Source organism: Microcoleus sp. N9_A1, assembly GCF_036701795.1.
GTDB lineage: Bacteria > Cyanobacteriota > Cyanobacteriia > Cyanobacteriales > Microcoleaceae > Microcoleus.
Genome location: NZ_JAUBRI010000047.1, coordinates 36,252 through 62,026 on the forward strand (window position 1 = coordinate 36,252; position 25,775 = coordinate 62,026).

At 43.0% G+C, this 25,775-nt stretch carries 16 protein-coding genes; 5 read left to right on the forward strand and 11 right to left on the reverse strand.

Going from position 1 to position 25,775, the window contains the following annotated elements; all coding sequences use genetic code 11:
- The first annotated feature begins 151 nt into the window (after nucleotides 1-151).
- The 4 genes from QUA58_RS20595 (at nucleotide 152) to QUA58_RS20610 (ending at nucleotide 16,952) form a co-directional block, all read left to right on the forward strand.
- Nucleotides 152-5,815: an AAA family ATPase gene (locus QUA58_RS20595; protein WP_333395630.1), complete on the forward strand. Its 5,664-nt coding sequence runs from the start codon at nucleotides 152-154 to the stop codon at nucleotides 5,813-5,815.
- Between the two features lie 326 nt (nucleotides 5,816-6,141).
- On the forward strand, nucleotides 6,142-12,003 hold the full coding sequence (locus QUA58_RS20600) for an amino acid adenylation domain-containing protein (RefSeq protein WP_333395632.1): 5,862 nt from the start codon (nucleotides 6,142-6,144) through the stop codon (nucleotides 12,001-12,003).
- Nucleotides 11,996-15,829 carry a beta-ketoacyl synthase N-terminal-like domain-containing protein gene (locus QUA58_RS20605; protein ID WP_333395634.1) on the forward strand — a complete coding sequence of 1,278 codons (3,834 nt, stop codon included), beginning with the start codon at nucleotides 11,996-11,998 and terminating at the stop codon, nucleotides 15,827-15,829. Before QUA58_RS20600 ends, QUA58_RS20605 begins: the two co-directional genes overlap by 8 nt.
- 88 nt (nucleotides 15,830-15,917) lie before the next feature.
- Nucleotides 15,918-16,952, forward strand: coding sequence for a methyltransferase (locus QUA58_RS20610; RefSeq protein ID WP_333254179.1), 1,035 nt, complete (start codon nucleotides 15,918-15,920; stop codon nucleotides 16,950-16,952).
- A gap of 336 nt (nucleotides 16,953-17,288) precedes the next feature.
- Here QUA58_RS20610 and QUA58_RS20615 read toward each other — a convergent pair whose 3' ends face one another.
- The 11 genes from QUA58_RS20615 to QUA58_RS20665 all read right to left on the reverse strand — a co-directional run bounded on the left by QUA58_RS20615 (nucleotide 17,289) and on the right by QUA58_RS20665 (nucleotide 24,757).
- Nucleotides 17,289-17,882, reverse strand: coding sequence for a CPBP family intramembrane glutamic endopeptidase (locus QUA58_RS20615; RefSeq protein ID WP_333254177.1), 594 nt, complete (start codon nucleotides 17,880-17,882; stop codon nucleotides 17,289-17,291).
- 46 nt (nucleotides 17,883-17,928) lie between these two features.
- Nucleotides 17,929-19,104, reverse strand: coding sequence for a DUF3326 domain-containing protein (locus QUA58_RS20620; RefSeq protein ID WP_333395636.1), 1,176 nt, complete (start codon nucleotides 19,102-19,104; stop codon nucleotides 17,929-17,931).
- Entirely contained in the window at nucleotides 19,101-19,292 is a 192-nt protein-coding gene (locus tag QUA58_RS20625) for a hypothetical protein (protein WP_333254173.1), read from the reverse strand. The genes QUA58_RS20620 and QUA58_RS20625 overlap by 4 nt, the downstream gene beginning before the upstream one ends.
- Nucleotides 19,293-19,357: 65 nt before the next feature.
- The gene (locus QUA58_RS20630) at nucleotides 19,358-19,675 is read right to left on the reverse strand and encodes a 2Fe-2S iron-sulfur cluster-binding protein (protein WP_333254171.1); all 318 of its coding nucleotides are present in this window, start codon (nucleotides 19,673-19,675) and stop codon (nucleotides 19,358-19,360) included.
- 309 nt (nucleotides 19,676-19,984) lie between these two features.
- The gene (locus QUA58_RS20635) at nucleotides 19,985-20,524 is read right to left on the reverse strand and encodes a Uma2 family endonuclease (RefSeq protein WP_333254169.1); all 540 of its coding nucleotides are present in this window, start codon (nucleotides 20,522-20,524) and stop codon (nucleotides 19,985-19,987) included.
- 278 nt (nucleotides 20,525-20,802) lie between these two features.
- The gene (locus QUA58_RS20640) at nucleotides 20,803-21,984 is read right to left on the reverse strand and encodes a GTPase (protein ID WP_333254167.1); all 1,182 of its coding nucleotides are present in this window, start codon (nucleotides 21,982-21,984) and stop codon (nucleotides 20,803-20,805) included.
- A gap of 195 nt (nucleotides 21,985-22,179) precedes the next feature.
- Nucleotides 22,180-22,719: a Uma2 family endonuclease gene (locus QUA58_RS20645; protein ID WP_333395637.1), complete on the reverse strand. Its 540-nt coding sequence runs from the start codon at nucleotides 22,717-22,719 to the stop codon at nucleotides 22,180-22,182.
- Between the two features lie 71 nt (nucleotides 22,720-22,790).
- A complete protein-coding gene (locus QUA58_RS20650) occupies nucleotides 22,791-23,288 on the reverse strand; it encodes a DUF29 domain-containing protein (protein WP_333395639.1) in 498 nt (165 codons plus the stop codon).
- A gap of 182 nt (nucleotides 23,289-23,470) precedes the next feature.
- Nucleotides 23,471-23,854 carry a hypothetical protein gene (locus tag QUA58_RS20655; protein ID WP_333395640.1) on the reverse strand — a complete coding sequence of 128 codons (384 nt, stop codon included), beginning with the start codon at nucleotides 23,852-23,854 and terminating at the stop codon, nucleotides 23,471-23,473.
- Nucleotides 23,855-23,881: 27 nt separating this feature from the next.
- Nucleotides 23,882-24,148, reverse strand: coding sequence for a MafI family immunity protein (locus QUA58_RS20660; protein ID WP_333395642.1), 267 nt, complete (start codon nucleotides 24,146-24,148; stop codon nucleotides 23,882-23,884).
- 36 nt (nucleotides 24,149-24,184) lie between these two features.
- A complete protein-coding gene (locus tag QUA58_RS20665; protein ID WP_333257542.1) occupies nucleotides 24,185-24,757 on the reverse strand; it encodes a hypothetical protein in 573 nt (190 codons plus the stop codon).
- Nucleotides 24,758-25,114: 357 nt separating this feature from the next.
- Between QUA58_RS20665 and QUA58_RS20670 the strand changes: the two genes are divergently transcribed.
- The coding region (locus QUA58_RS20670; protein ID WP_333395644.1) for an IS630 family transposase at nucleotides 25,115-25,775 on the forward strand (661 nt) is incomplete at its 3' end.

Here is a 25,775-nt window from a genome sequence, read left to right on the forward strand (position 1 = left end):
TCATTCTTTTAAGATAGTTAACGAAAAATACTTTTTTACTGTTTCAAGATTAATTAAAGAAACAAAAAAATATTTACCCTAACTGCCCCAATTATTGACTTTCGCACAGAATCAAATAAATACTGTTAATGTTAAGAGAGGTTTAATATTTATGAATATCAATGCCACTTACAAAATAATAGAAAAGATTAATGAGGGTTTAAATACAGTAGTTTATCGCGCAGAGAGGAGGGAAGATCAGACTGCTGTGATTATCAAAGCCCTTGTCGCAGACTATCCTACTCTCGAAGAGATTATGCAATTGAGACATGAATATGAAATCTCCCGACATCTCAATTTAGAAGGTATTGTCAAGCCCTATGGATTGGAAAATGATCGTCATGGTATAGCACTGATATTAGAAGATTCAAGAGGAGAAGCCCTCAAAAAATTTTTAAAGAGTCGCCAACTTAAACTAAAAGAATTTTTAAAAATTGCTATTCAGTTAGCGGATACTCTGGCTAAGTTGCATGAAAACAAAATTATTCATAAAGATATTAAGCCGACAAATATCATCATCACTCCTGCTACGCTAGAAGTGAAAATTACTGACTTTAGCATTGCCACGCGCTTGTCTAGAGAAACCCAAACACTCAGCCATCCCACTTTACTAGAAGGCACAATCGCCTATATATCGCCAGAGCAAACAGGGCGGATGAATCGCTCAATTGACTATCGCACCGACTTCTACTCTTTAGGTATCACATTCTATGAAATGCTGTGCGGTGAAGTGCCATTTAACGCTACAGACCCCATGGAATTAGTTCACTGCCACATCGCGAAACAGCCGATCCCGCTGTGGGAAATTCTCTCGGCAAAAGAGCAAAAGAGCAGACTAGAAATTACGAGCGATAATCCCACATCTAAAATTCAAAATGGTGAGATTGTCAAAGCAATCTGTGACATAGTTATGAAATTATTAGCCAAAACTGCTGAAGATAGATATCAAAGTGGTTATGGTCTCAAAGCGGATCTAGAACAATGTCTAAATCAATTAGAAGAAACTGGTCAAAATTGTAACTTCATTCCGGGTGAGCGTGATAAGTCCGGTCAATTTCTGATCCCACAAAAACTGTACGGACGAGAAGCACAAGTAGCCACGCTGATGGATGCTTTTGACAGAGCTAGCGCTGGAACATCCGAGATTATGCTAGTTTCCGGTTACTCAGGAATAGGTAAATCTTGCTTAGTTTATGAAATCCACAAACCCATTGTCGGAGCAAGGGGTTATTTTATCGCCGGCAAGTTTGACCAATTTAAACGTAATATTCCCTATGGAGCTTTAATTCAAGCTTTTGAAGAACTAATTCGGCAACTTTTAACAGAAAATCCTGAAAAAATTAACTTTTGGAAACAAAAAGTTTTAAATGATTTAGGTCAAAATACTAAAGTTATAATTGACGTTATTCCCGAATTGGAATTGGTCGTTGGTGAGCAACCTGAAGTTCCTAAATTAGGAGCAAGCGAATCACAAAACCGTTTCAATCTTGCCTTTAAACAATTCATTCATACTTTTACCCAAAAAGCACATCCGCTAGTTTTATTTTTAGATGATTTGCAGTGGGCAGATTCTGCTTCTTTGAAATTGGTTAATGTGCTGCTAACTGACCGAGATAGCCAATATTTATTAGTGATTGGAGCCTATCGAGATAACGAAGTCAGCCCAACTCATCCTTTAATGCAGACTTTAGGTAGTATTTCTTCAAGCGGAGCCATAATAAATAAGATCATCCTCCAACCGTTGACACTTAGTACAGTAAATCAATTAGTTGCTGACACCTTGGGTGACAACTGCTCATCAGCAGTCCCCCCTGTTACTTGTTTTTCCGAGCAAGACGGAGAAATTGAGCAAGAAAGTTTGCTTGCTAAAAACAATAACAATGAAATAGAAAAGTGCAAGTTATTGGCTGAGTTAGTTTACAATAAAACTCAAGGCAATCCCTTTTTTCTCACTCAACTGCTCACCTCCCTTTACGCAGAAAAACTGTTGACATTTGACTTCAGGATTGGCAAATGGCAGTGGGATATGGGGCAAATTCACAGTGTTGCGATAGCAGATTATAATGTCGTCGAACTCATAGCCAAAAATATTCAAAAGCTGCCTCCCGACACGCAGAAAATTTTAAAGTTAGCAGCTTGTATTGGCAACCGATTTAATTTAGACGTTTTGGCAATAGTAAGTGAAAAAACATTATCAGAAACGGCATCTGCTTTATGGGATGGGCTTCAGGCGAGTTTAATTTTACCCATCGGGGAAAGTGCCTACAAAATACCGTTACTGTGCAAGGGTAATCAGTCGTTGGTAATAGGCAATACTTCAGCAGCCCCCTCAGAAATTAATACTTACAAAGTATCCTATAAATTTTTGCATGACCGCGTACAGCAAGCGGCTTATTCTCTAATTCCTTCTGAGCAGCAAAAAGCTACCCACCTAAAAATTGGTCAACTACTCTTACAGAATACACATCAAGACGAACTAGAAGAAAATGTTTTTGATATTGTTAACCAGCTAAATGTGGGAGTAGAATTTATTACCGAGCAAGAAGAAAAATACAAGCTGGCTCAATTAAATTTCATAGCGGGTAAAAAAGCCAAAGTAGCATCAGCTTATGAAGCTGCGGTCATGCAATTAAGAGTAGGGTTAAAACTCTTACCAGAAAACAGTTGGCAGAGTAACTACGATCTGACCCTCGCACTCTATGTAGAAGCCGTAGAAGCGGAATATCTTAATACCAATTACGAAAGGTCAGCAATTCTTGCTGAAGTTGTTCTGCAACAAGCAACCACTCTGCTCGAAAAAGTGAAAGTATATGAGCTACAAATACAGTTTTATATGGCTCAAAATCAGATGCTCAAAGCCATTGATACAGGGCTGCAAGTGCTGGATATGCTGGGTGTTTCTTTGTCAAACGAAGCAGATGGCAGCGGTTTTGTGGTTGAGTTGCCTTCTCTCGCAGATTTAGACAATATCCCAGAGATGACAGACCCTTATAAAATAGCGGCTTTAAGGATACTGATGTCTCTTGTTTCTCCTGCTTACGCTGCCAAACCAGAGATTTTGCCACTGCTTGCAGTAACCCTGGTTAAAATCTGTGTTAAACATGGTCATTCAGCCTTAGCTGCTTTTGCCTATGTTTTTTATAGCATAATACTGTGTTCAGTAATCGGGGATATAGATGCTGGATATCATGCAGGCAACTTGGCTTTAAAGTTGTTGGATAAATTTAATGCCAACTCGCTTAGATGTAAAGTACACCAATTATTTAACGGTTTTGTAAGACATTGGAAAGAGCCTGCTAAAGAATCATTACTTCCCTTACTATCAGGGCTTCAAAGTGGACTGGAAACTGGAGATATAGAATATGCTGGTTATTGTGTTACTGTTTATTGCGCTAGCATATTTTTGACAGGGGAACGATTGGATATTGTAGATCAACAGCAAGGGCAATATCTTGAGTTGGCAATCAAACTAAAACAAGACTATTCTATCTACTACATCAAGATATTCCACCAAATGACATTAAATCTTCAAAATCAAGCTGAAGCTCAATGTCAGTTGGTTGGCGAGAGTTTTAATGAAACACCAATGTTGCAGATTTTTATTGAAACTAACAATAGAATTTTGCTGTTTATCACCTATCTTGCCAAAACGATTCTTTTTTATCTGTTTAAAGAACATAAAAATGCCGTTACCAACGCCAGTTTAGCAGCAGAACACGCAGTCAGTGTAATGGGGATGGTAGTTTCTGCTCCTCACAACTTTTATTATTCGCTGGCTCTGCTTGCTCAGTATTGCAAAGCTTCAAGCTTGGAGCAACAAGAATACCTGGTTATTGTTGATGAAAATCAGCAAAAACTGCAGCGCTGGGCTGAATCGGCTCCCTCAAACTTTAAACATAAGTACGAGCTTGTGGAGGCAGAAAAAGCCAGAATTCAAGGGCGAATTGTAGAAGCAATGGACTATTATGACCGAGCTATAACGGGAGCCAAAGAACAAGGGTACATTCAGGAAGAAGCACTAGCTTCAGAACTGGCAGCAGAGTTTTATTTCTCCCTCGGCAGAGACAAGTTTGCTCAAATCTATCTGACACAGGCTTACTACGGATATATTCGTTGGGGAACCCATGCCAAGGTTAAAGATTTGGAGTCTAGATATCCTTTGGTATTTTCCGAGATGCTGAAGCGAGAATCCATAGGCCTAGAGATTAATAGGACAACAACATCGACCACAGGAGGAAGTTCAGCGGTTTTGGATTTGTCCACTGTTAACAAAGCATCTCTTGCCTTGGCTGAAGAAATAGTTCTTGATAAGTTGCTAGATAAGTTACTTAAAATAGTGATGGAAAATGCTGGAGCTACAACTGCCTGTCTGATCTTAAAAAAAGATGGAAAGTTAGTGATAGAAGCTACAGGTGCTGTGGATAGGGATGTGGTTGTCTTGTGTTCAGAATCACCTGTTGAAAATAGTGAGAATCTCCCTATTTCCATAATTAATTATGTAGGCATAGCTAAAGAAAATGTGGTGTTAAATGATGCAGGAGAGTCACAAAGATTCATGAACGATCCTTACGTCATAAAAACAAAACCTAAGTCAATATTATCGATACCTCTTATTAATCAAGGTAAGCTAATTGGCATTCTTTATTTGGAAAATAATATCACTACTGGTGCCTTTACAATGGAGAGGCTGGAATTATTAAAAATACTTTCTTCACAGATAGCTATATCCCTTAAAAATGCGATGCTCTATGGGAGATTGGAAACCGCAACTCAACACTTGAAAATAGCTAATGAACAATTAGAGGATTACAATCAAACGCTAGAACAAAAAGTAGAAGATAGGACTCAGCAGCTAAAACAAAAAAATAGCCTCCTGAGAGAACAAGCAATTCAACTTGAACTTACCCTAAAAGAATTGCAAGCGACACAGACTCAGCTAATTCAAACTGAAAAAATGTCAAGCCTGGGGCAAATGGTTGCTGGTATCGCTCATGAAATCAACAACCCAATTAACTTTATCTACGGCAATCTTACCCCCGCTAGCGATTATTTTCATGACTTGCTGGGGTTGCTGAATCTCTATCAGGAGCAATTGCCTAATGCAACTCCTGAAATTCAGGATTTAGCAGAAAATATCGATCTGGAATTCTTAACTTCCGATTTTCCTAGACTGCTTGATTCGATGCAGGTAGGGGCAGAACGCATCCGCCAGATTGTCTTGTCGCTGCGGAATTTTTCGCGCTTGGATGAGGCAGTAATGAAACCAGTAGATATCCATGAAGGGATCGAGAGCACTCTGCTACTGTTGCAAAATCAGCTAAAAGCTAAGCCCGACCATCCTGGGATTGAAATTATTAAAGAGTATGGTGAGCTTCCTAAAATAGAATGTTACGCTGGCTTCCTGAACCAAGCATTTATGAATATACTGAGCAATGCAATTGATGCTATAGAGGAATCATTACTGACTTCTCCTATAGCATCAATCGCCAAGAAAAAATCACAAGTTCGTATTCGCACCAGTGTCATAAATAGTAACCAAGTAGAGATTCGGATTGCCGACAATGGAGCGGGGATGACTGAGGAAGTAAGTCAGAAGGTTTTTGACCCTTTCTTTACTACGAAACCTGTCGGCTCAGGCACTGGTTTGGGGTTGGCTATTAGCTACCAAATTGTAGTAGAAAAACATCATGGTAGGCTGACTTGTATTTCCGCGCCTGGACAGGGAGCAGAGTTTGTGATTGAGATTCCTCTCAACCAGGGAACTCAGCAAAAGTAATCGCTTGTACCATTCATAGTTTTTGCCTGAAAGCTTCGCGCTTACAACAAAATTCGCAGGCTTCACAATATAGATAAAATAGTGACAGGGATCACAAAAAAAATCGCTAAACTTAGTATAGTAAGCAAGTTAGGCGATCGCAGCAAAAGTCTACCGAGCTTAGCTTTATGGGTTGGTGCTAGGCGCTATCACCCCAATCTGACGGCCAATTTATTTAAATAATTTAAGCCTTTAGGCTATGGTTCGCTCTTAACTCCGCAACGCTTATGGGAACGGAGTCAAAAACTCAAAAAAACTCAGATTTTCCCTATCTAAGGAAGAATAAAATGCTAGGTAATTTCCAAGATACTTGCATTCACCAGCTATTTGAGTTCCAAGTAGATCGATCGCCTGATGCAATCGCCGTAATTTTTGAAGGAAAGCAGCTAACTTATCAACAGTTAAACTCCCAAGCTAACCAGTTGGCGCATTATCTGAAGACTTTGGGTGTGGGGCCAGAAGTATTGGTTGCAGCCTGTGTAGAACGATCGCTAGAGATGGTAGTAGGTCTATTAGGTATTCTCAAAGCTGGGGGAGCTTACGTACCACTAGATCCGCATTATCCCCCAAATAGACTGGCATTTATGTTGGAACACTCCCAAACGCCAGTTTTGCTTACACAACAGCATTTAGTCGAGTCTCTTCCCGAACACCAAGCGCGTGTCATCTGTTTAGATGGGAATTCAGAAATAGTCGATCGCTTCACCGACAAAAACCCAGACAGTGGGGTGACACCGGATAATTTAGCCTATGTGATTTATACCTCCGGCTCTACTGGTCAACCCAAGGGAGTAGCGATCGAGCATCGCGGTGCAGTCAACACCCTCATCGACATCAACAACCGCTTTGAAGTAGGAAGTGGCGATCGCGTCTTAGCTCTATCTTCCCTGAGCTTTGACCTATCCGTATATGACATTTTCGGTCTGCTGGCTGCGGGAGGAACCGTTGTCATCCCTCAAGTATCAGCAACACCAGATCCCGCTCACTGGGTGGATTTGATTGCCCAAGCACAAGTCACAATTTGGAACTCCGCACCAGCCTTAATGCAGATGCTTGTGGATTATGCAACGGCTCATAGCAACACTCTGTCATCATCGCTGCGATTAGTCCTTCTCAGCGGCGATTGGATACCTTTGACTTTGCCAGATCAAATCAAAGCTTTAATTTCTAGGTCGGTGTCCGAAAGTTTAGACTTAGATATTGAACCTCAATGGAGTAGGACGGGCAAGATGCCCATCCCACAAGAAAAATCAGCCTCTTGTGGGGTGGGCTTCCCGCCTGCCCCGTGCAGGAGTGGAATATCTCAGCCAGACCAACCCTCAACCCCGGCTATTATCGGCTTAGGAGGTGCAACCGAGGCTTCTATCTGGTCGATTTTATATCCCATCGAAACCGTTGACCCCGCCTGGAAAAGCATCCCTTACGGGAAGTCAATGACTAACCAGAAATTCTACGTCCTCAACCAAGCAATGGAGCCTTGTAATGAGGGAGAAGTCGGGGAACTCTACATCGGTGGAATTGGTTTGGCTAGATGCTATTGGCGAGATGAAGAAAAGACTAGCAAGCGCTTCATCACTCATCCCCATACAAGCGATACTGCTGACGCAACGCTACGCGAACGCCTTTACTGTACAGGCGATCTTGGTCGCTATCTCCCGGATGGTAACATCGAATTTCAAGGTCGCATCGACCACCAAGCGAAAATTCGCGGCTTCCGCATCGAACTAGGCGAGATCGAAGCAGTGCTGGGACAACACCCCGACGTGCAGGTAGGCGTAGTAGCAGCACAAGAAGATGTCCCCGGACAGAAACGCTTGATCGCTTATATTGTTTCCAAAGTCACCGCAGAACGCACACCCTTTAAAAGCCAGTGTTTAGCAGAAATTGAGGGCGATCGCTCAGTTAAGCTACAAACAGAAGACATCTCCATCGGCGGCATCGGCGTGATTGGGGTGACAGATAATTGGCCACAAGGTAAACGCCTGCAACTGCGCGTTGTACTACCGGGAGATACCGAAGAGCAATGTTTTGAGGGAACTGTCGCTTGGTGTCAGGGAAATCAGGCGGGGATTGAGTTATCTCTCACACCCAGTGAAGAAGCGGTGATTCAGCAGAGTATCGACTACCTCTTAGAAACTCAAGGCTTCTTAAAATTTTTGCAACGTACCGCCGCTGGCAAATTGCGTAACTTCCTGAAAGAGAAGTTGCCGGACTATATGGTGCCCTCCAGCTTTGTGTTCCTGAACACCTTGCCGCTAACGCCCAACGGTAAAATAGACCGTCAGAAGCTACTAGCACCTGCGGTTAAAACTCCCGAACTAAGACAAGATTATGTAGCACCTCAAACTCCCCTCGAAGAGGTAGTAGCAGGAATTTGGGCTGAAGTTCTGGGACTAGAACGAGTCGGTATTCGCGATAACTTCTTAGAATTGGGAGGTCACTCTCTGTTAGTCACGCAGATTGCAACTCGAATACGAGACACCTTCCAGGTGGAATTACCTTTGCGTACCTTATTTGAGTCTGCCACGGTCGCCGATCTTGCTCATAATCTGGAAATCGCCAGCCACAAAGCTCCCATATCACAGGCTCCACCGATTCTACCAATTTCGCGCGATCGGGACTTGCCTCTATCCTTCGGTCAGCAACAACTCTGGTTCCTATGTCAACTGGCTCCTGATATACCTTTTTATAACGAACCGATTACTATTCGTCTCCCTGGTTCCGTCAACATTACTGCCCTAGAGCGCAGCATCAACGAAATTATCAAGCGTCACGAAATTTTGCGAACTACCTTTGCTGTGGTAGATGGGCAACCAGTGATGATGATTCAAGATACCTTTAATGTCACCTTACCAGTGGTGAATCTTGAGGAATTACCAGAGATAGAACGGGAGACTGAAGCCTTGCGACTGGCAACTTTGGAAGCGAAACAGCCTTTTGACCTGACCGAAGGGCCGCTACTGCGGGGTACTCTCATGCAGTTGGGGGAAGCAGATTACAGGTTGTTCCTGACCATACACCACATCGCGATCGATGGTGTTTCGCTGTATGGCTTGTTTATGAAGGAATTGGCGACACTTTACAGCGCCTTTGCTTTAGGTTTGCGATCGCCCCTCCCAGAATTATCCATTCAGTTTGCAGACTTTGCCTACTGGCAACGGCAATGGCTACAGGGAGAAGTGCTGGAAAACCAACTGAGATACTGGAAGCAGCAACTAGCGGATTTGCCAACGCTGCAACTGCCAACTGATCGCATGCGATCGCCAATGCAAACCTTTCGGGGTGCAAGGCAATGTTTAGCGCTACCTCAAACTCTGAGTGTGGCGATCGCGAAATTGAGCCATCACGAAGGCGTTACCCTCTACATGACACTGCTGGCAGCCTTCAAAACCTTACTCTATCGCTACACCGGGCAGACCGACATTGTTGTAGGCACTGTCACCGCAGGACGCAACCAGCCAGGGATTCAGCAACTAATCGCTTGCTTTGTCAACACTGTGGTGCTGCGTACCGATCTCAAGGACAACCCTACTTTCCGGCAGTTGATTGACAGAGTGCGGGAAGTTACCTTGGGAGCATTTGCTTACCAAGATTTGCCTTTTGAGAAATTGGTAGAAGCACTGCAACCGGAGCGGAATTTGGGTCAAAACCCGCTGTTTCAGGTTGCTTTCGTTCTGCAACCCCCCATGTCAGGCGTTGATTCAATGCTGAATTGGAGTCAGTTAGATATTGATACCGAAACGGCAAAGTTTGATTTAACCCTGGAATTACAGGAGACATCAGAGGGCATAGTCGGTCGTTTTGAGTACAGCACAGATTTATTTAATGCTGACACGATCGATCGGATGGTTGGGCATTTTCAGACTTTACTAGAAGCGATCGTCGCTAACCCAGAGCAGAAAATTGCAGAGCTGCCTATTTTAACTGAGTTTGAACGGCAGCAGTTAGTGGCGTGGAATGATACCGCAACCGATTACCCTAAAGATGCTTGCATACACCAGTTGTTTGAAGAGCAGGTAGAGCGATCGCCCGATGTGATCGCATTAGTCTTTGAAGATGAGCAACTTACTTATAAAGAACTGAACCAACGAGCTAATAAGCTAGCGCATCATCTCCGCAATTTGGGTGTCACCGCTGAAGTAATGGTGGGGATTTGTGTAGAGCGATCGCTAGAAATGGTAGTGGGACTGTTGGGCATTCTCAAAGCTGGCGGGGCTTATGTGCCACTAGATCCAGCATATCCCCCTGAGCGTTTGACCTTCATGTTAGAAGATGCCCAAGTACCAGTGCTGCTGACTCAGGCGCGGTTAGTTGAATCTCTTCCCAAATATCAAGGGCGTATTGTTTGCCTAGACACAGAGTGGGAAATTATTGAGCGACAGAGTGAGGAAAACCCTGGATATAGCTTAACGCCTGAGAACCTGGCCTATGTGATTTACACTTCGGGGTCTACAGGCAGACCCAAGGGAGTAGCGATCGAGCATCGCAATGCAGTTGCTTTGTTGGATTGGGCAAGAGAAGTCTTTACTCGAGAGGATCTCGCTGGAGTTTTGGCCTCAACCTCCATTTGCTTCGATCTGTCAGTCTTCGAGTTGTTTGTTACCCTTAGCTGGGGTGGCAAAGTCATTCTGGCAGAGAACGCATTGCATTTACCCACATTACCCGCCGCCCTTGATGTCACCCTGATCAATACGGTTCCTTCTGCGATCGTAGAGTTACTGAGAATGGACGGCATACCTTCTTCTGTACGCACCATTAACCTGGCTGGTGAACCCCTTCAGAATAAACTTGTACAGCAACTTTATCAGTGCAATACAATCCAACAGGTCTTCAACCTCTATGGCCCATCTGAAGACACCACCTATTCCACCTATGCTTTAGTGAAAAAAGGAGTTAGCGAGTCACCGTCCATCGGTCGGCCCATTGCTAACTCACAGGTCTATCTTCTGAATACTCAACTGCAACCTGTTCCGATCGGTGTTCCGGGAGAACTTTACATTGGCGGTGCTGGTTTAGCGCGGGGCTATCTCAACCGGCCAGAACTAACTAGCGATCGCTTTATCCCCAACCCCTTTAGCAACAAATTGGGTTCTCGCCTCTACAAAACTGGCGACTTAGCTCGTTACCTACCTGACGGCAATATCGAATTTCTAGGCCGCATCGATCACCAAGTGAAAATTCGCGGCTTCCGCATCGAATTAGGAGAAATTGAGGCGGTATTAAGCCAACACCCAGATGTGCAGGAGTCCCTAGTGCTCAACCGCGAGGATGTCTCCGGCAACCAGCGCTTAGTAGCTTATATTCTTTCCAACCTCAGACCAGAACGGGTTCCTTATCAAAGCGAGTGTCTGGCACAATTTAATGGAACTTCTGCGTTGAAACTTCGCACAGAAGACATTTCCATCGGTGGTGTCTGCATAGTAGGCGTACCAGATAATTATCAGCCCGGTAAACCTGTCCGTCTGTACCTGCGTCTACCTGGTTGCAGTGAGGATCAATGGTTAGAGGGTCGGATCGTTTGGCGACAAGGGCAACAATCTGGGATTCAGTTTGCTCTCACTCGGAGTGAGCAAGCTCTAGTTCAACAAAGTATAGATTACCTACTCGAAGCTCAGGGTTTCTTGAAAGTTTTGCAACGCACAGCAGTCGGCAGTCTACGCAACTTTCTGAAGCAAAAGTTACCCGACTATATGGTACCTTCCAGCTTTGTATTTTTGAATCATTTGCCGCTCACACCCAATGGTAAAATAGACCGTAAGGCGCTGCCAGCTCCCGATGTTATTAACCCACAGTTGGAAACAAATTATGTTGCCCCTCAAACTGATATCGAACAAGCTATCGCTACAGTTTGGCAACAGGTATTACACTTAGAAAAAGTAGGTGTAGATGATAATTTCTTCGACTTAGGCGGTCATTCATTACTGATGGCTCAGGCTCATAGTCAACTGCGCGAAGCGGTGGATAGAGAAGTTTCAATGCTTGAAATGTTTAAATATCCAACCATCAGCTCTTTGGCAAAATATTTAAGTGAGTCGCCAGAGGAAAAATCCTCTTTTGGGCAAAGTCGAGATCGCATCAAAAAACAAAAAGACGCAATCACTCGCCAAAAGCAAAAACAGCGCTTGCAAGGAAAGAATAAAAATGGATAACTCTGAAACCCCCGACTCTATAGAAGGTATTGCTATCATCGGCATGGCAGGTCGCTTTCCCGGCGCAAAAAATGTTGATGATTTTTGGCAAAACCTCCGCGATGGTGTGGAATCTATTTCTTTCTTTACTGAAGAAGAACTAAAATCTTCAGGCATTGATGAGTCAGTGGTGCGTGACCCACGCTATGTAAAAGCAAGAGCCGTACTAGAAGATATTGAGTTGTTTGATGCTTCATTCTTTGGGTTTAATCCTAGAGAAGCTGAAATCACAGATCCACAACACCGCTTTTTCTTGGAGTCGGCTTGGGAGGCTCTAGAAAATGCTGGCTACAATTCTGAAACTTACGAAGGTTCGATTGGAGTTTACGCAGGTGCAGGGAGTTTCAATACTTATTTTTTGAATAACCTTTATCCTAATCATCAGCTTAGAGAATCAGTTGGAGATTTCCAACTTGCGATCGCCAATGAGAAAGATTTCCTGTCAACTCGCGTTTCTTATAAATTAAACTTGAAGGGGCCGAGTGTTACTGTCCAAACAGCCTGTTCTACTTCCTTGGTTTCTATCTGTATGGCTTGCCAAAACTTGCTAAATTACCAATGCGATATGGCTTTAGCTGGTGGCGTTTCTATAGGCGTTAATCAAAAGACAGGATATTTTTATAAAGAGGGAATGATTCTTTCTCCAGACGGACACTGTAGAGCTTTTGATGCTAAGGCACAGGGAACTGTTAGCGGTAGCGGTGTGGGAATAGTGGTTTTGAAAAGATTAGAGGAGGCGATCGCAGACGGAGACTATATTCATGCGGTAATCAAAGGTTGTGCTATTAATAATGATGGTGCTTTCAAAATTGGCTACACAGCTCCCAGTATAGATGGTCAGGCGCAGGCGATCGCAGATGCTCTGGCGATCGCAGAAATTCCCCCTGAAACTGTCACCTATATAGAAGCTCACGGAACCGGAACACCCCTCGGCGATCCGATTGAAATCGCCGCGCTGACGCAAGCTTTCTCACTTGAAACTCAGAAAAAAGGCTTTTGTGCGATCGGTTCAGCCAAAACCAATATCGGACATTTAGATACTGCTGCTGGTGTCACTGGCTTAATCAAAACTGTCCAGGCTCTTAAACACCAATTAATACCACCTAGCCTGCATTTTGAACAAGCTAATCCCAAGATTGATTTTGCCAATAGTCCCTTTTATGTTAACACACAACTTTCCGAATGGAAAGCAGGTAAAACACCCCGTCGTGCTGGAGTCAGTTCCTTTGGCATTGGTGGAACTAATGCTCATGTGGTGCTAGAAGAAGCACCTAGTGTAGAAGAATCTGGAGAATCCCGACCATCACAACTGTTGGTTTTATCTGCGAAAACTAGCTCTGCACTTGATAGTGCAACTGCAAATTTGAGCAACCATTTAAAGCAGCATCCAGATGAAAATCTTGCTGATGTTGCTTATACGCTTCAAGTTGGTAGAAGAGCTTTTAGCCATAGACGCATAGTAGTTTGTAATGACATTGAAGAGGGTATTACTGCCCTTGATACTCTCGATCCCAAACGAGTTTTTACCAACTTACAAGAGTCCAAAAATCGACCTGTCGTATTTATGTTTTCAGGACAGGGTTCGCAGTACATCAATATGAGCTTGGAACTCTACCAAGTTGAACCAACATTTCGCGAGCAGATCGATATCTGTTCAGAGATTCTTAAACCTCACTTGGGAATTGACCTGCGCCACGTACTTTATCCCAGCGAATCAGAAGCGGCGACAAACCAATTAAAGCAGACTGCGATTACACAGCCAACACTGTTTGCGATCGAATATGCTTTAGCTAAATTGTGGATGTCTTGGGGAGTGCAGCCCAAAGCGATGATTGGTCATAGCATTGGTGAATATGTAGCAGCTTGTTTGGCTGGTGTTTTCTCCTTGGAAGATGCCTTATCCTTGGTAGCTGCACGAGGTAAATTGATGCAACAACTGCCCGCTGGTTCGATGCTGGCAGTACCACTTCCAGAACAGCAAGTGCAAGCATTTTTGGGCAATAAAATCGATTTAGCTGTGATTAGCGGAGCATCTATGAGCGTGGTTTCAGGTGCTACTGATGCCATAGATAAATTGCAACAAAAGCTAGTTGAAAAAGGTGTAGAGTGTCGCCGATTGCATACTTCTCATGCCTTTCATTCACAGATGATGGAGCCAATTTTAGAACCCTTCACTGAACAGGTGAAAAAAATTAATCTGAAATCGCCTAAAATTCCATATTTGTCGAACGTTACTGGTAATTGGATTACAGCGACGGAGGCGACAAGTCCGAGTTATTATGCTCAACATCTGCGGCAAACAGTAAGGTTTGCAGATGGCTTACAACAGTTATTAAAAGACCCCAATCAAATATTACTAGAAGTGGGGCCTGGACGGACTTTGAACACGCTAGCAAAACAGCATCCAAATAAAGCCTCTGGACAGATTGTGCTTTCTTCATTACGCCATCCACAAGACCAAAATTCAGATGTAGCTTTCTTGCTTACTACATTGGGTAAACTCTGGTTAGGAGGAGTACAAATAGATTGGTCTAAATTTTATGCTGATGAGCAGCGTTATCGTATCCCATTGCCCAGCTATTCATTTGAGCGCCAACGTTACTGGATTGAAGCACCAGGAATCGAGCAACCGATTAAAATTGCATCTTTACCAGATGAAAATCAACAAGTAGATTCAACACCTCTCCATTCTCGACCAAATTTACACAATACCTATATTGCTCCTAGAGATGAGATTGAGCAAACTATTGCTAGTATCTGGCAAGAATTTCTCGGTATCGAGCAAGTAGGAATTCATGATGATTTTTTTGATTTAGGCGGAGACTCATTATTAGCAGTTCAACTAATAACCAAAGTGAACGAAACATTGCAAAAATCATTATCTCCTCATAGCCTATTGCAATCATCTACTATTCCAGCTTTGGCTGAATTAATTAAAGACAATTCCGGCTTATCTGAGAGTGATAACCAGCAAACCCAGCAAGCTTCTGAGTCCTTGTTAGTGGAGATTCAGCGCGGTACTTTTAAACAACCTTTGTTCTTAGTTCATCCGGTAGGCGGTCACGTTTACATTTATCGGGATTTAGCACGTTATCTAGGTTCAGATCAGCCTGTTTTCGGAATACAGGCGCACGTCTCGGATGTAGAAACAGAGTCTTTTACTAAAGTTGAGGAAATGGCTGCCCGCTATATCGAAGCAGTGCGCGTTCAACAACCTAAAGGCCCCTATTTTTTGGGTGGTTCTTCCTTTGGAGGCACTGTTGCCTTTGAGATGGCGCAGCAACTCAAGGCGCTAGGGGAAGAGATAGCATTGCTAACTTTAATAGATACTCCTGGTCCTGGTCAAATGCCTATTTTGGCGACAGAAGATGATACGGCAATTCTGGTTTATTTGCTGGGTGTTGGTTTCAATCTTTCTCTTTCTTTTGATGTCCTTCAAAAACTCGATCGCGATGAGCAACTTGTCTATTTTTTGGAGCAGGTAAAGATTGCTAATAGAGTGGTTCCTCCAGATTTTGGATTGCCTCAGATTCGCCAGTTTCTTGATCTATTTAAAGCTCATGCTCAGGCGATGAAGAATTATATACCACAAACTTATCCGGGTCGAATTATCTTTTTTCGTGCTAACGAACAAAATGAAGTTAATCCTAAAAATCCTGAATTGCCTTGGATTGAGGTTGCTACGGTCGGGGTAGAGGTTCGAGAAGTACCGGGAAATCATATTACTATGAATTACCCTCCTCATGTTCAAGTTATGGCTGAACAACTTAGAATATATCTTGATTAGGTACGTTGTTGGGCTTTAGCCCTCTTAAAGAGCGCACAAGCGCAACTAAATACCTAGAAATTAGAAACTTTTAGTCAAAGGAGAACTCATGGCTTTATATTCAGAAACTGCCCAAGCTGAAGGCGAAAACACATCGTCGTTGCTACTAGAAATGATGTATGGCTTTCAAATATCTCAGGCTCTTTTTGTAGCAGCTAAACTAGAAATTGCAGATATTTTGAGTGACGGTTCCAAGACGGCTGATGAACTTGCGAAAGCTGCTGGTGTAAATTCTCAGGGTATTTATCACCTGATGCGTATGCTAGTAAGTGTTGGCGTGTTTTCTCTGGAAGATAATGACAAGTTTTGCTTGAATTCTATGGGAAAACATCTCCTGACTGGTACTTCTGATTCTTTACGAGGTACGGTGCTGGCAATGGGTGATGAACTCTATCAGGGATGGGGTAATTTACTATACGGTGTCAAGACGGGAGAAACTGCTTTTGAACATACTTTTAAGACTAATTTTTATAGCTATTTGAAGCAGAATTCTGATGCGGCAGTAAATTTCAATGAGTGGATGAAGGAGACAACAAGGGAGTGGCTGCTTCCGGTGCTTGAAGCTTATGATTTTTCAGAAGTTAAGACTCTTGTGGATGTTGGAGGGGGTATTGGAACCCTAACGGCTGTTATTCTGAATGCCAATCCCAAGATGCAAGCTATTTTGTTCGATCGCGAAGATGTTGTTGTTGATGCGAATCAGGTTTTGAAAGTGGCTGGAGTTGCAGATAGGTGTCAAATAGTTGGAGGTAGCTTTTTTGATGCAGTTCCCCCTAGTGGCAATCTTTACTTACTATCTCGCGTTCTCCTCAATTGGGACGATGGTCATGCTATTAAAATTCTTAAAAATTGCTATCAAGCTATGACAGCTAAAGATCGGCTGATAATTGTTGATTTTATGTTGCCTGAAGGCAAAATGTCGCCATTTATTGGCATGGGTAGCCTAACTTTGTTCATTCTGGGGGGTACTTTCATGCGAACAAAGGATGAATTTTATAATTTACTTTCTTCCGCAGGATTTAAAGTGACTAATATGATAGAAACAAAAGGGCCAGTAAGTGCGATCGAGGCGAAACCTGCTTGACATTACCAGGTCTAAAAACACCAGAATTATTCGGGAGTAGGATTCCTATTGCCCAATTAATCTCCATTCTCTTATAGCAATTCTGAAAAGTTCTGCAACAATAACAAAAGTAGGTTGGGTGGAACGAAATGCAACCCAACCTCATGAATGTAGGAATATTTTTCATAATTGCTATTATCGGGACTTGAACAAATTTTAAGTCCAAACAAAGCCCAAACTTGCTATATGTCAGGCAAATACGTCACCATTCTGTTGTAGCCAAGCGAAAAAACGATCGGACTTGGACTGTGCGATCGCGTTGCTAGCGATTTCAATCGCTTTGGAATTGCGATCGAGCTAACGCTTCACCAGATTGTGTTCCCACTTCCAAACACAGCTCGAAATCAAATTCGTGCAGATATGAGCCGTAATTGGCACTAACAAATTCCCAGTAGCTAAAACGCTGTAACCCAACAGCAATCCGACAGCCGTTGCCCAAACAGCATAAGGCCACTGATCCATGGCTCCCAAGTGCAGAATGCCGAAACAAAAACTCGATAAAACTAAACCGGTAACATTCAATCCCAAAGCAGACAGCATCACGCCTCGAAATAACAATTCTTCGCTCAGTCCCGGTAGCAGTCCCAGCCAAATTAAATCCGGCCAAAATAGGGGTTTGAGCACTACTTCTAAGTAAACGTCAGCACTCCGGCGATAACCGGGCCAAAGGCGATAAACGATCGCACTTCCGCCTGTAATTGCCAGTCCGATCGCACATCCTTTGAGCAAGTCGATTCCTATCAATTTGACTGGCAAAAGCGATACCGATCCAAATAGCAACCACAATTTAGCTACCGCCAGCAACATAATTGCTGTCACGCCCATTGCTACTAAAACTTGGGTGCGCGTCAAGGGTTCAATTTCAGGGTTTTCGGGAATTTTTTCTGCCACTTAATCACTTTTAGATTTGAGGTTTGAGATTTTAGATTTGTTTAGTTTAGTTAGACAAACAACGCAGGGAGGAGATGTCTGCACCCAAGGAAGTTGGAGTGATGCCGGCCCGCAAAGCGACCAAAACTCCGATCGCCTCTAAATATGAGTTTACCTGCAAAGCTTTGATTCCGAGTTTTTCTGGAGTCGCCTGCATCTGGGTTTTGTTGTCGCCCACAGCGATGATTTGTACGGACGATCGCCCACTCAAACTCAGAATAGCACTGCCGCCGCAGGCTGTGGCGGGTATCACCACCGCATCGACTCGATCGGCCCACAAATCCTGGGACTCGAAATCTCGCCTGTTTGCATAGAATTTCTCTCTTGTGGGGTGGGCATCTTGCCCGCCCAATAACTGCGTGCGGGCATCTTGCCCGCCCAATACCTGCGACAGGCAAGATGCCTGTCCCACAGTAGGAGTGACAAATTGGGGAGCTTTGCTGAGGCCGGCAAGCACGCAAGGTAGGAAAGTATAGCCGATTTCCTCAGCAGCCGATCGCGGGGACAGGTGCGGATCGAGGGGAAGCGCAGACAGCGCCGGGGCGTGGGCGCAGGGAATTTTAAAAGTTCTGACGATCAGGTGGCTAATCACAGCTTCCGCGCCGGCGAGGGGGTCAACTCCTTTGCCGCGGCGGTAGTTTTCGAGGGCGATGCTACCTTCATCGTCGGGAAATCTCGCCACAACGGCGATCGCCTCGACTTTTGCTTGTTTGATCAATTTTTCGGCGGCGCGTAGTAAACTGTCGGGATTGCCGATCGTCCCCCAGGATGCCCCAGATTCTGAAATACGCAATTCTACTTCCAGCGGGCGATCGGTCAAAATACAATCAGTGATGTTCAAACCTAATGTGGCCCTAGCAGCGTCAACGGCTTGCAAGTGGCGCAACTGCAACTCCGGTTCGATCGCACAATCCATGATTAAGCCGATGCGATTTTGATGTACTGGTTGCAAACCCCAGCATCCTGCGGCAAATTTATCAAGGGCGTAACCTTCCACGTAGAGAGCGTTAGGTATTGGCCAATAAAGTTGAGCACCGTTGAGGACGTTGGGGTGAGTAATCAGCGTATCGGAAATTTGGGCGATCGCCCTAGCAACGGGCAGCGCATCTCCTGCGAACCCACCAATCGATGCTCCAACGCCTGTGGGGACTATCAAAACCACTGTCAAAGGGCGGGGGTTCACGATGTTGCGGGGGATGCTTCCACGAGCACGTAGCCTTCTACCACAGCCTTTTGCCGATCGACATCCACATCTGTGACAGCCCAGCGCAGAGGTTCGCCGTGCTTTTGCAGTTCAATTTCAATGGCTGAGTGCAATTCTTCGGCGGTGTCGCGGAGGTCAACTTCTGCGGAAATGAAATGGGTGGTCATCTTGTGATCCATAGTGGTGTTACCGCGATCGATACTTCGGTACTTAAGTAAATTTTAGCTTAGTCCTAGGATTTACCGAACTGCCGAGCGTAAACAATATCTTCTTTTTCTGTTTCTATCTTCAAGTTCGATCGGGGAAAAGAAACGCACAGTAACACATAACCTTCGGCCTGAAGTTCGGGACTAACGCCCATGCAATCAACTTGCTTAAGTTTACCCTCAATAACTTTAGCAGCGCAAGTAGTACAAACCCCCGAATTGCAAGAGTTCGGCAAATCAATCCCAGCGGCGAGCGCAGTTTGCAAAATTGGTTGATCTTCCGGCACTTCTACGGTATAGGTGCTGCCTTGGTGAAGTAATTCAACTGTGTAAGTTTTAGACATATTTCGATTACTGGTTTGAATTCCCAATGGGAATTTACGGTAAATTTGCAAACAAAGCAATAGATATCTTACCGCTGTCGGTGATTTTGTGCAAATTCACAAAATTTATACTCCTGGACACATGGGGTTCAGAAACCGGGTTTTTTACGAAAATTCTTGATTGCAGCCCTTAAATTCGGTAAAAACCCGGTTTCTTTGGTCGAAGTGCGATCGTGAACTGATTTATTAACTTTATCCTGCAAAAACTCGCCATCTTGTCAAGCATCTTGCTACCAAATATTAGAATCTTTTAATAACTAATTTTCCCTTTCAACCCAACAACTCATCAACAGCAACACTAAAACCCGCCAGCACCAACTGAGTGCTGATTGTAGACCCCAAATTAAAAGTCAACTTTTGAGTTTGAGTCATAATCATAATCCAGCGACTCTCGGGAAAAACAATCCAAACTTCCAAACAACCAGAATCTAAATACTCTTGTGCCTTCAAAAAAACATCTTCCGCAATATCAGTAGGAGAAACAATTTCAGCAATTAACAGCGGACTTTGAGGAAAAGTAGCAACATCGCCATATTCAGCAACAAGTTCAGCAGTCAAATAAGCAACATCAGGGCGACGCACTCGCCTGTCAGTACGACAAGGAACTTCCGTATAAACTTCGCCACCTTGTCCGCTAGATATCTTGTAACTTCTCCAAGAAAAATCTAGTCTAGATTGGATGCGACTGTGTTTTACTGTCATGCCATTTTTCTCCGCGATTTGCCCGTCCACCCATTCCATATCGTCGGTGGGACTGGCTATAAAGTCTTCTAGAGAAACATTGTCTGATAAAACGGCTACCATTACCATAGTTATTTACTCCTTTTTGCAGAATTCACTCATATTGTAGCAATCAATTGGTAATGGGTAATGGGGAATTGGGAATTGGGAATTGGGAATGAGTTGATTGGAACTGAGATATTGCACCATTTTCAGCAACAGGCAAGATGCCTGTTCCACAAGAAAATCAATATCTTTGTGGAACAGGCATCTTGCCTGTTCATAAAAGGCTTCTTGAGAATGGTGCAATATCCCAGTTGGAGTAAAAAAAATAACCCATACCCAATGCCCTATGCCCCATGCCCAATTTACTCAATATTAATTTGATTGGGAGGCTTAGGTTGATTCGGTTTGTCATCGTTCAAAGTTTTACGCCCAGAACTAGCATAATCCTTGTACAAATCTACAAACATCTTTGTCAACTGCTGCAAAGAAATTTGTTCCCCATTAATTTGAGCTTTCATATAAGTTTTAAGCACTTCAATGTAAGCCAAACCGAGGGCAAGGGTGAGAGTTGCCGCCGTTGCACCGGAGATTGCACCGCCGACAATAGTACCAGCACCGGGAATCATTTTAATCAAATTAGTCACAATACTTCTACCCACAGCAGTAACCCCGCCAGCCCCGCTAATCGCAGACAGCATCGCCGAAACAAACCCCTTATCAAAGGGCATTCCAAAAATCACAGTAATATTAGCAATCATTGCCGTTTGCATCGCCATCAAAATCGGCGCATCAGCAAACGGTACAGGAGTCGCGCCAACAATCGCAGAACCGGCAACATAACCAGTTACATACTTAAATGCCATGTCAGATTTCAGCGAAACATTGGCAATTTGTTCTTTCACAAAAGCTTTTTTAGCGACTTCCGGCAGCAGTTGAAAAGTTGCATCCACCAACTTGTCTAAACCGTGAGATTTTACTGTATAATCCTCATCTATTTCTTCCGGTTCAGCCATGACTGGAATGATTTGACTGACTGGCAAATTAATGTGTTCCAGTTGCTTGAAAAACTCGCTGGGCTTTTTCGATGTAGTTTGAGTGAGCACTAAAATCACTGGTACATCTTTGACTTCCATTTCTTTCAGCCAGTTTTCCTCGACTGATTCTATTCTATTGGCGCTGTGATTGATGCAGTACCAGATGACGTGAATGTGTTCTTTGGGGTGCAGGAGTCTTTGGTCTTCAATTAGTTTAGCAACGTTTAATTGAATAAGTTTAATTTGTTCGGCGTTGAGTTCGAGTCCGGGAGTGTCGTAAACTGCGATCGGGCAATTCGGTTTGGTATATTGGCGAATGCCTTGAGTGATGGGGCGGCCGACTCCGGTTTCTGCTAAGCGTTGGCGAAAAACGGAATTTATTAGGGTACTTTTGCCAACACCGGTTTTGCCGATGACTAAAACATTGCATTGTCCCACTTGGTTTTCTGCGTCTTTGAAGGCGTAGTAACTTCTATTTAAAAGCTCGTCTAAGGAAAAGTCGTCTGACATGGCGGTTTGCTCCGATAAGGGTGGGATATTAATTCAATACCACCGAATAGAATTCCGAGGCTCTACAAACGAAGTCCGCGAAGGCGGACTGAGGAGTCTTAAACATATTGTAGCAATTTGATTTCAGAACTGGTGCAACGGGTAGAGGAGAGTTTTGTGTCGCGTGCTGCTAAATGAAAGGTTGTAGAATTTAGTTTAAGCTAGCAATCGATCGACCTCTATGCTAAAACCGATGAGGATTTGTTGGGTGCTGGCGGTTTCGCCGGATCTAAATGTCAATATTTGATTTTGAGTCATCACGAATATTAAACGACTTTCGGGAAAAACTAGCCAGACTTCCTGACAACTAGATTCTAAATATTCCTGTGCTTTGAGAAATACATCTTCAGCGATATCGGTGGGTGAAACTATTTCGGAAATTAGCGGAAAACTTTGGGGTAAAGTGGCAAGATTACCAAATTGTGCAACTAAATCGGGTGTGAGATAAGCGACATCGGGACGGCGAATTTGTCGGCTAGTGCGGCAAGGTGGTGAAATATAAAATTCTCCTCCTTGTTTGCTGAAAATCATGTAATTTGCCCAAGCACAACCCAGCCTTGATTGAATTTTACCATGCTTGAGCGTGGCTCCATTTTTCTCAACGAGTTGTCCGTCCACCCATTCCATGTTGTCGGGGGGATTAGCCATGAATTCTTCTAAAGTAAAATTTTTCTGTGCAGCAATAGCAGTGACCACAGTTATTTCCTCACTTTTGCATATTCGATGATACTATGACCGATTAGTACAGAGAAGGATATCTGATTCAATTATTCAATATTTTCAGGATTTTCATGCCGATCGCTGTCAGGCGGTAAAAAATCAGGATTAAGAACTTCTTCTCCAGTAAATGGAGACTCTGGGGGAAATGTCGCAATAGATAAACCTGTTTCATCTGCGGCTAACTCCCTAGCATCTTGATAAGATTCATTAAAAATCTCTTCAAAAAAACGATATAAACTCGGACTGGTTTTGAAGGTATCTCGGATGCGTTTACGATGTTCACGAATGGTGTACACCCAACTATTTGTTCGTTTTTCTGGCTGATATTTATACTTAAGCAAGTGCATTAAAAGTACCCTCAAATTACTTTTTAAAGCATTTTTATCGCTTCTCCCCATACTTTCTAGTTCCTCTAATAAGTTCTCTAAATCTATTTCAGAAAACTTTCCCTCTTTTAATAAGTTGATAGTTGTCTGTAGCCACAGATAAAAATCCTGTTCATAAAGGGATGTTATTGCACTTGTCATTGATTGGATAGTTGTCATTTTGTTTGACTCCCTTTCTCTTCTCTAGACATAAAGTGTAACATATTCGATAATTTATCGCTGAAGTTAGCTTTACGGGCCCAAATGAGCCAAATTATGCAAGAAGTGCGATCGGTTTGTTTAAAGGTATGGAAAACTACCTTTAAATTTCCTGTTTCCTCTAAGCCTATTATGATGTTCGATCAAATCTTCACCAATGGCGCAAACTCCTCTAACTTCACTTGTAGGTCATCCACCAGCATTAAACGATAGCTTTCTGTAGCTTTCAACTTTTGGAAAACATAACTAGCAAAATCATCACGCCACTTTTGCCTCTCAAGTTCATTCGAGATGTTCAGCGCTCTGATTGATAGGTTATAAGGGTATTCTTCAAATTTTATATCTCGATCGTTTTCAAAATCATGGTTTCCTATAGTAAGAGTGATTGTTGAGTTGCGAAACTCATACCAGTTGTCAGTACCATCAGAAACAAGCTCGAATTTTAGAGCCAATATCAACTCTAATTCTTTGATTAAATGTTCGATGTCCTGCGGAAAGTCTAGAAAAATATCTAATGTGCGAGACATAAAAAAACTCCTTTATTGAAACTCATCTCAAGGAGTTACTTGGACTTTTAGCATCTCCCAAGTTTCTCGTTCCATGTTCAAGATATTGCCCACTTCTTGCAAGAGTTCATAACCCTTTAAATCTATGGGAATTTCTTCTTCAATGAGAATATCGCACAAAATCTCTAACGCTAAATTCCACTCGCCAGCCTGAATATCTGAAACCATAAATTCTATTTGAGTTTCTGACAGTTGTGGTTTGATGATGTTAATGACTTGATGGAGTTTACTTTCTACAACTTTATAGTCAAACATGACTCTATCTCCTTTGGGACTCGCTCGCGATCGCACTTATGGCAGTTTCTCCCGCACTGAAAGCCAAGTGCTGAGTTCTTCATCTAAAACACATTTATCAGTGTCAGCTAGTGCAGCAATAACTTTCAATCGATTTTTTAGTTGTCTTAACTCGCGAATTTCTGCAATGGGTAGCGTTTTCCAATTAGCCGCCTTTTTTTCCACATCTTCCCGCGACTCTTTGATGTTATCCCAAAACCATTTTAGAATTAAGTTAACATCGAGAACAGGATGCTCATAAATTACTCCGAGTTTTCCTATCCCCGCAGCCCGCAGCATCATTGAGGAAATCGTAAAAGACTCGCCACTACCTGGTTTTTTGCGATCGGCTTCATCGGCCTTGCGATCGTATATTGCGATCGCTACTTCTGCCCATGTGCGATCGAACAAACCGGAACTATTTTCACCTTTTCGAGCCTTTGCAGAGGCCGCATCGGCTAATAACAGCCAGTTAAAGTCTTGTGGTTGGGCGGTTTGAGCTGAAAATACGTTGTTTGCCCAAATCAGTACAGATTCGGCATCTTGTTCGAGAATGCGATCGATCGATATTGTCGTAGGAGATTGAGTCATAATTTATCTACTCCACATCTTCTCTATCATAATGACTTATATCAACTCCTTGCTGCCTAAAGGCTGTAATTCCTAGTTCTAAACTTTCTGAAGTGGGTTGGAAATGCCCGCTGTGATTGCTGATTTTTAGCAAAATATATGAACCGTTACTACCCACAATCTCGGCTTCTCCCGCAGCCAAGACAGGCTGACCGCGAGTTATAACTGTGTGGTAAATTTCATTGTTAACATCTAAAAACTTTGGAATTATACCATTTTGCCAAATAAGTGCTACAATGTCAGAAAATTAAGGGATTTTTTAGGAAGGTCAACTATCAAGAAAGAATTGATGCAACAGTCAAGGAGTTGAAAATAATTTTGTCACAACAACGAACTGTAATTAATCGACAAAAAATCCAAGCACTTTATTGCTTAAAAGCTGGCTATAGTCTAAGTCTGACAGATGTAGCTGAACGTTTAGGGGTACATAGAGTTACTGTACATAGATGGTTAAAAAAATATAGTAGTGGCGGTCTATCAGGATTGTTAGAAATACGGCAATCAACGGGTAGACCGCGAGTAATTCCCTCGGGCGTAATAGCTGGATTGTCAAAAAAGTTAAGTGATGAGTCATGTGAATTCAAGAGTTATAAGCAAATTGCTAAATGGGTGGAAAACAACTATAAAATATCAATCAATTATCACACATTATACAAACACTTACACTATCGAATGAAAGCTAAACTAAAAGTACCAAGACGCTCCAGTATAAAAAAAGATGAGCAAGCAGCTATTGCTTTCAAAAAGACACTCAATAAATTTCTGAAAATGGCTTGCTGGTTGGAGTCTACGACTCCTAGTCCAGCAAAAAAGGGGGTCAAGTATTGGTCTCAAGATGAAACTAGAATTGGCTTAAAAACGATTGAGAGAAAAAGAATTACAGCTTTGGGAGTTAAGCCAAAAGGTAAAGTTCAATGGAATTTTAAAGCCTTCTATTTATATGGGGCAGTTGCCCCGAAAACTGGAGAAAGTTTTTGGT

Excerpts from the sequence above, each read along its gene's own strand:
- QUA58_RS20595 (WP_333395630.1), top strand. The coding sequence starts at position 152 with ATGAATATCAATGCCACTTACAAAATAATAGAAAAGATTAATGAGGGT.
- QUA58_RS20600 (WP_333395632.1), top strand. The coding sequence starts at position 6,142 with ATGCTAGGTAATTTCCAAGATACTTGCATTCACCAGCTATTTGAGTTC.
- QUA58_RS20605 (WP_333395634.1), top strand. The coding sequence starts at position 11,996 with ATGGATAACTCTGAAACCCCCGACTCTATAGAAGGTATTGCTATCATC.
- QUA58_RS20610 (WP_333254179.1), top strand. The coding sequence starts at position 15,918 with ATGGCTTTATATTCAGAAACTGCCCAAGCTGAAGGCGAAAACACATCG.
- QUA58_RS20625 (WP_333254173.1), bottom strand. The coding sequence starts at position 19,292 with ATGACCACCCATTTCATTTCCGCAGAAGTTGACCTCCGCGACACCGCC.
- QUA58_RS20630 (WP_333254171.1), bottom strand. The coding sequence starts at position 19,675 with ATGTCTAAAACTTACACAGTTGAATTACTTCACCAAGGCAGCACCTAT.
- QUA58_RS20635 (WP_333254169.1), bottom strand. The coding sequence starts at position 20,524 with ATGGTAATGGTAGCCGTTTTATCAGACAATGTTTCTCTAGAAGACTTT.
- QUA58_RS20640 (WP_333254167.1), bottom strand. The coding sequence starts at position 21,984 with ATGTCAGACGACTTTTCCTTAGACGAGCTTTTAAATAGAAGTTACTAC.
- QUA58_RS20650 (WP_333395639.1), bottom strand. The coding sequence starts at position 23,288 with ATGACAACTATCCAATCAATGACAAGTGCAATAACATCCCTTTATGAA.
- QUA58_RS20655 (WP_333395640.1), bottom strand. The coding sequence starts at position 23,854 with ATGTCTCGCACATTAGATATTTTTCTAGACTTTCCGCAGGACATCGAA.
- QUA58_RS20660 (WP_333395642.1), bottom strand. The coding sequence starts at position 24,148 with ATGTTTGACTATAAAGTTGTAGAAAGTAAACTCCATCAAGTCATTAAC.
- QUA58_RS20665 (WP_333257542.1), bottom strand. The coding sequence starts at position 24,757 with ATGACTCAATCTCCTACGACAATATCGATCGATCGCATTCTCGAACAA.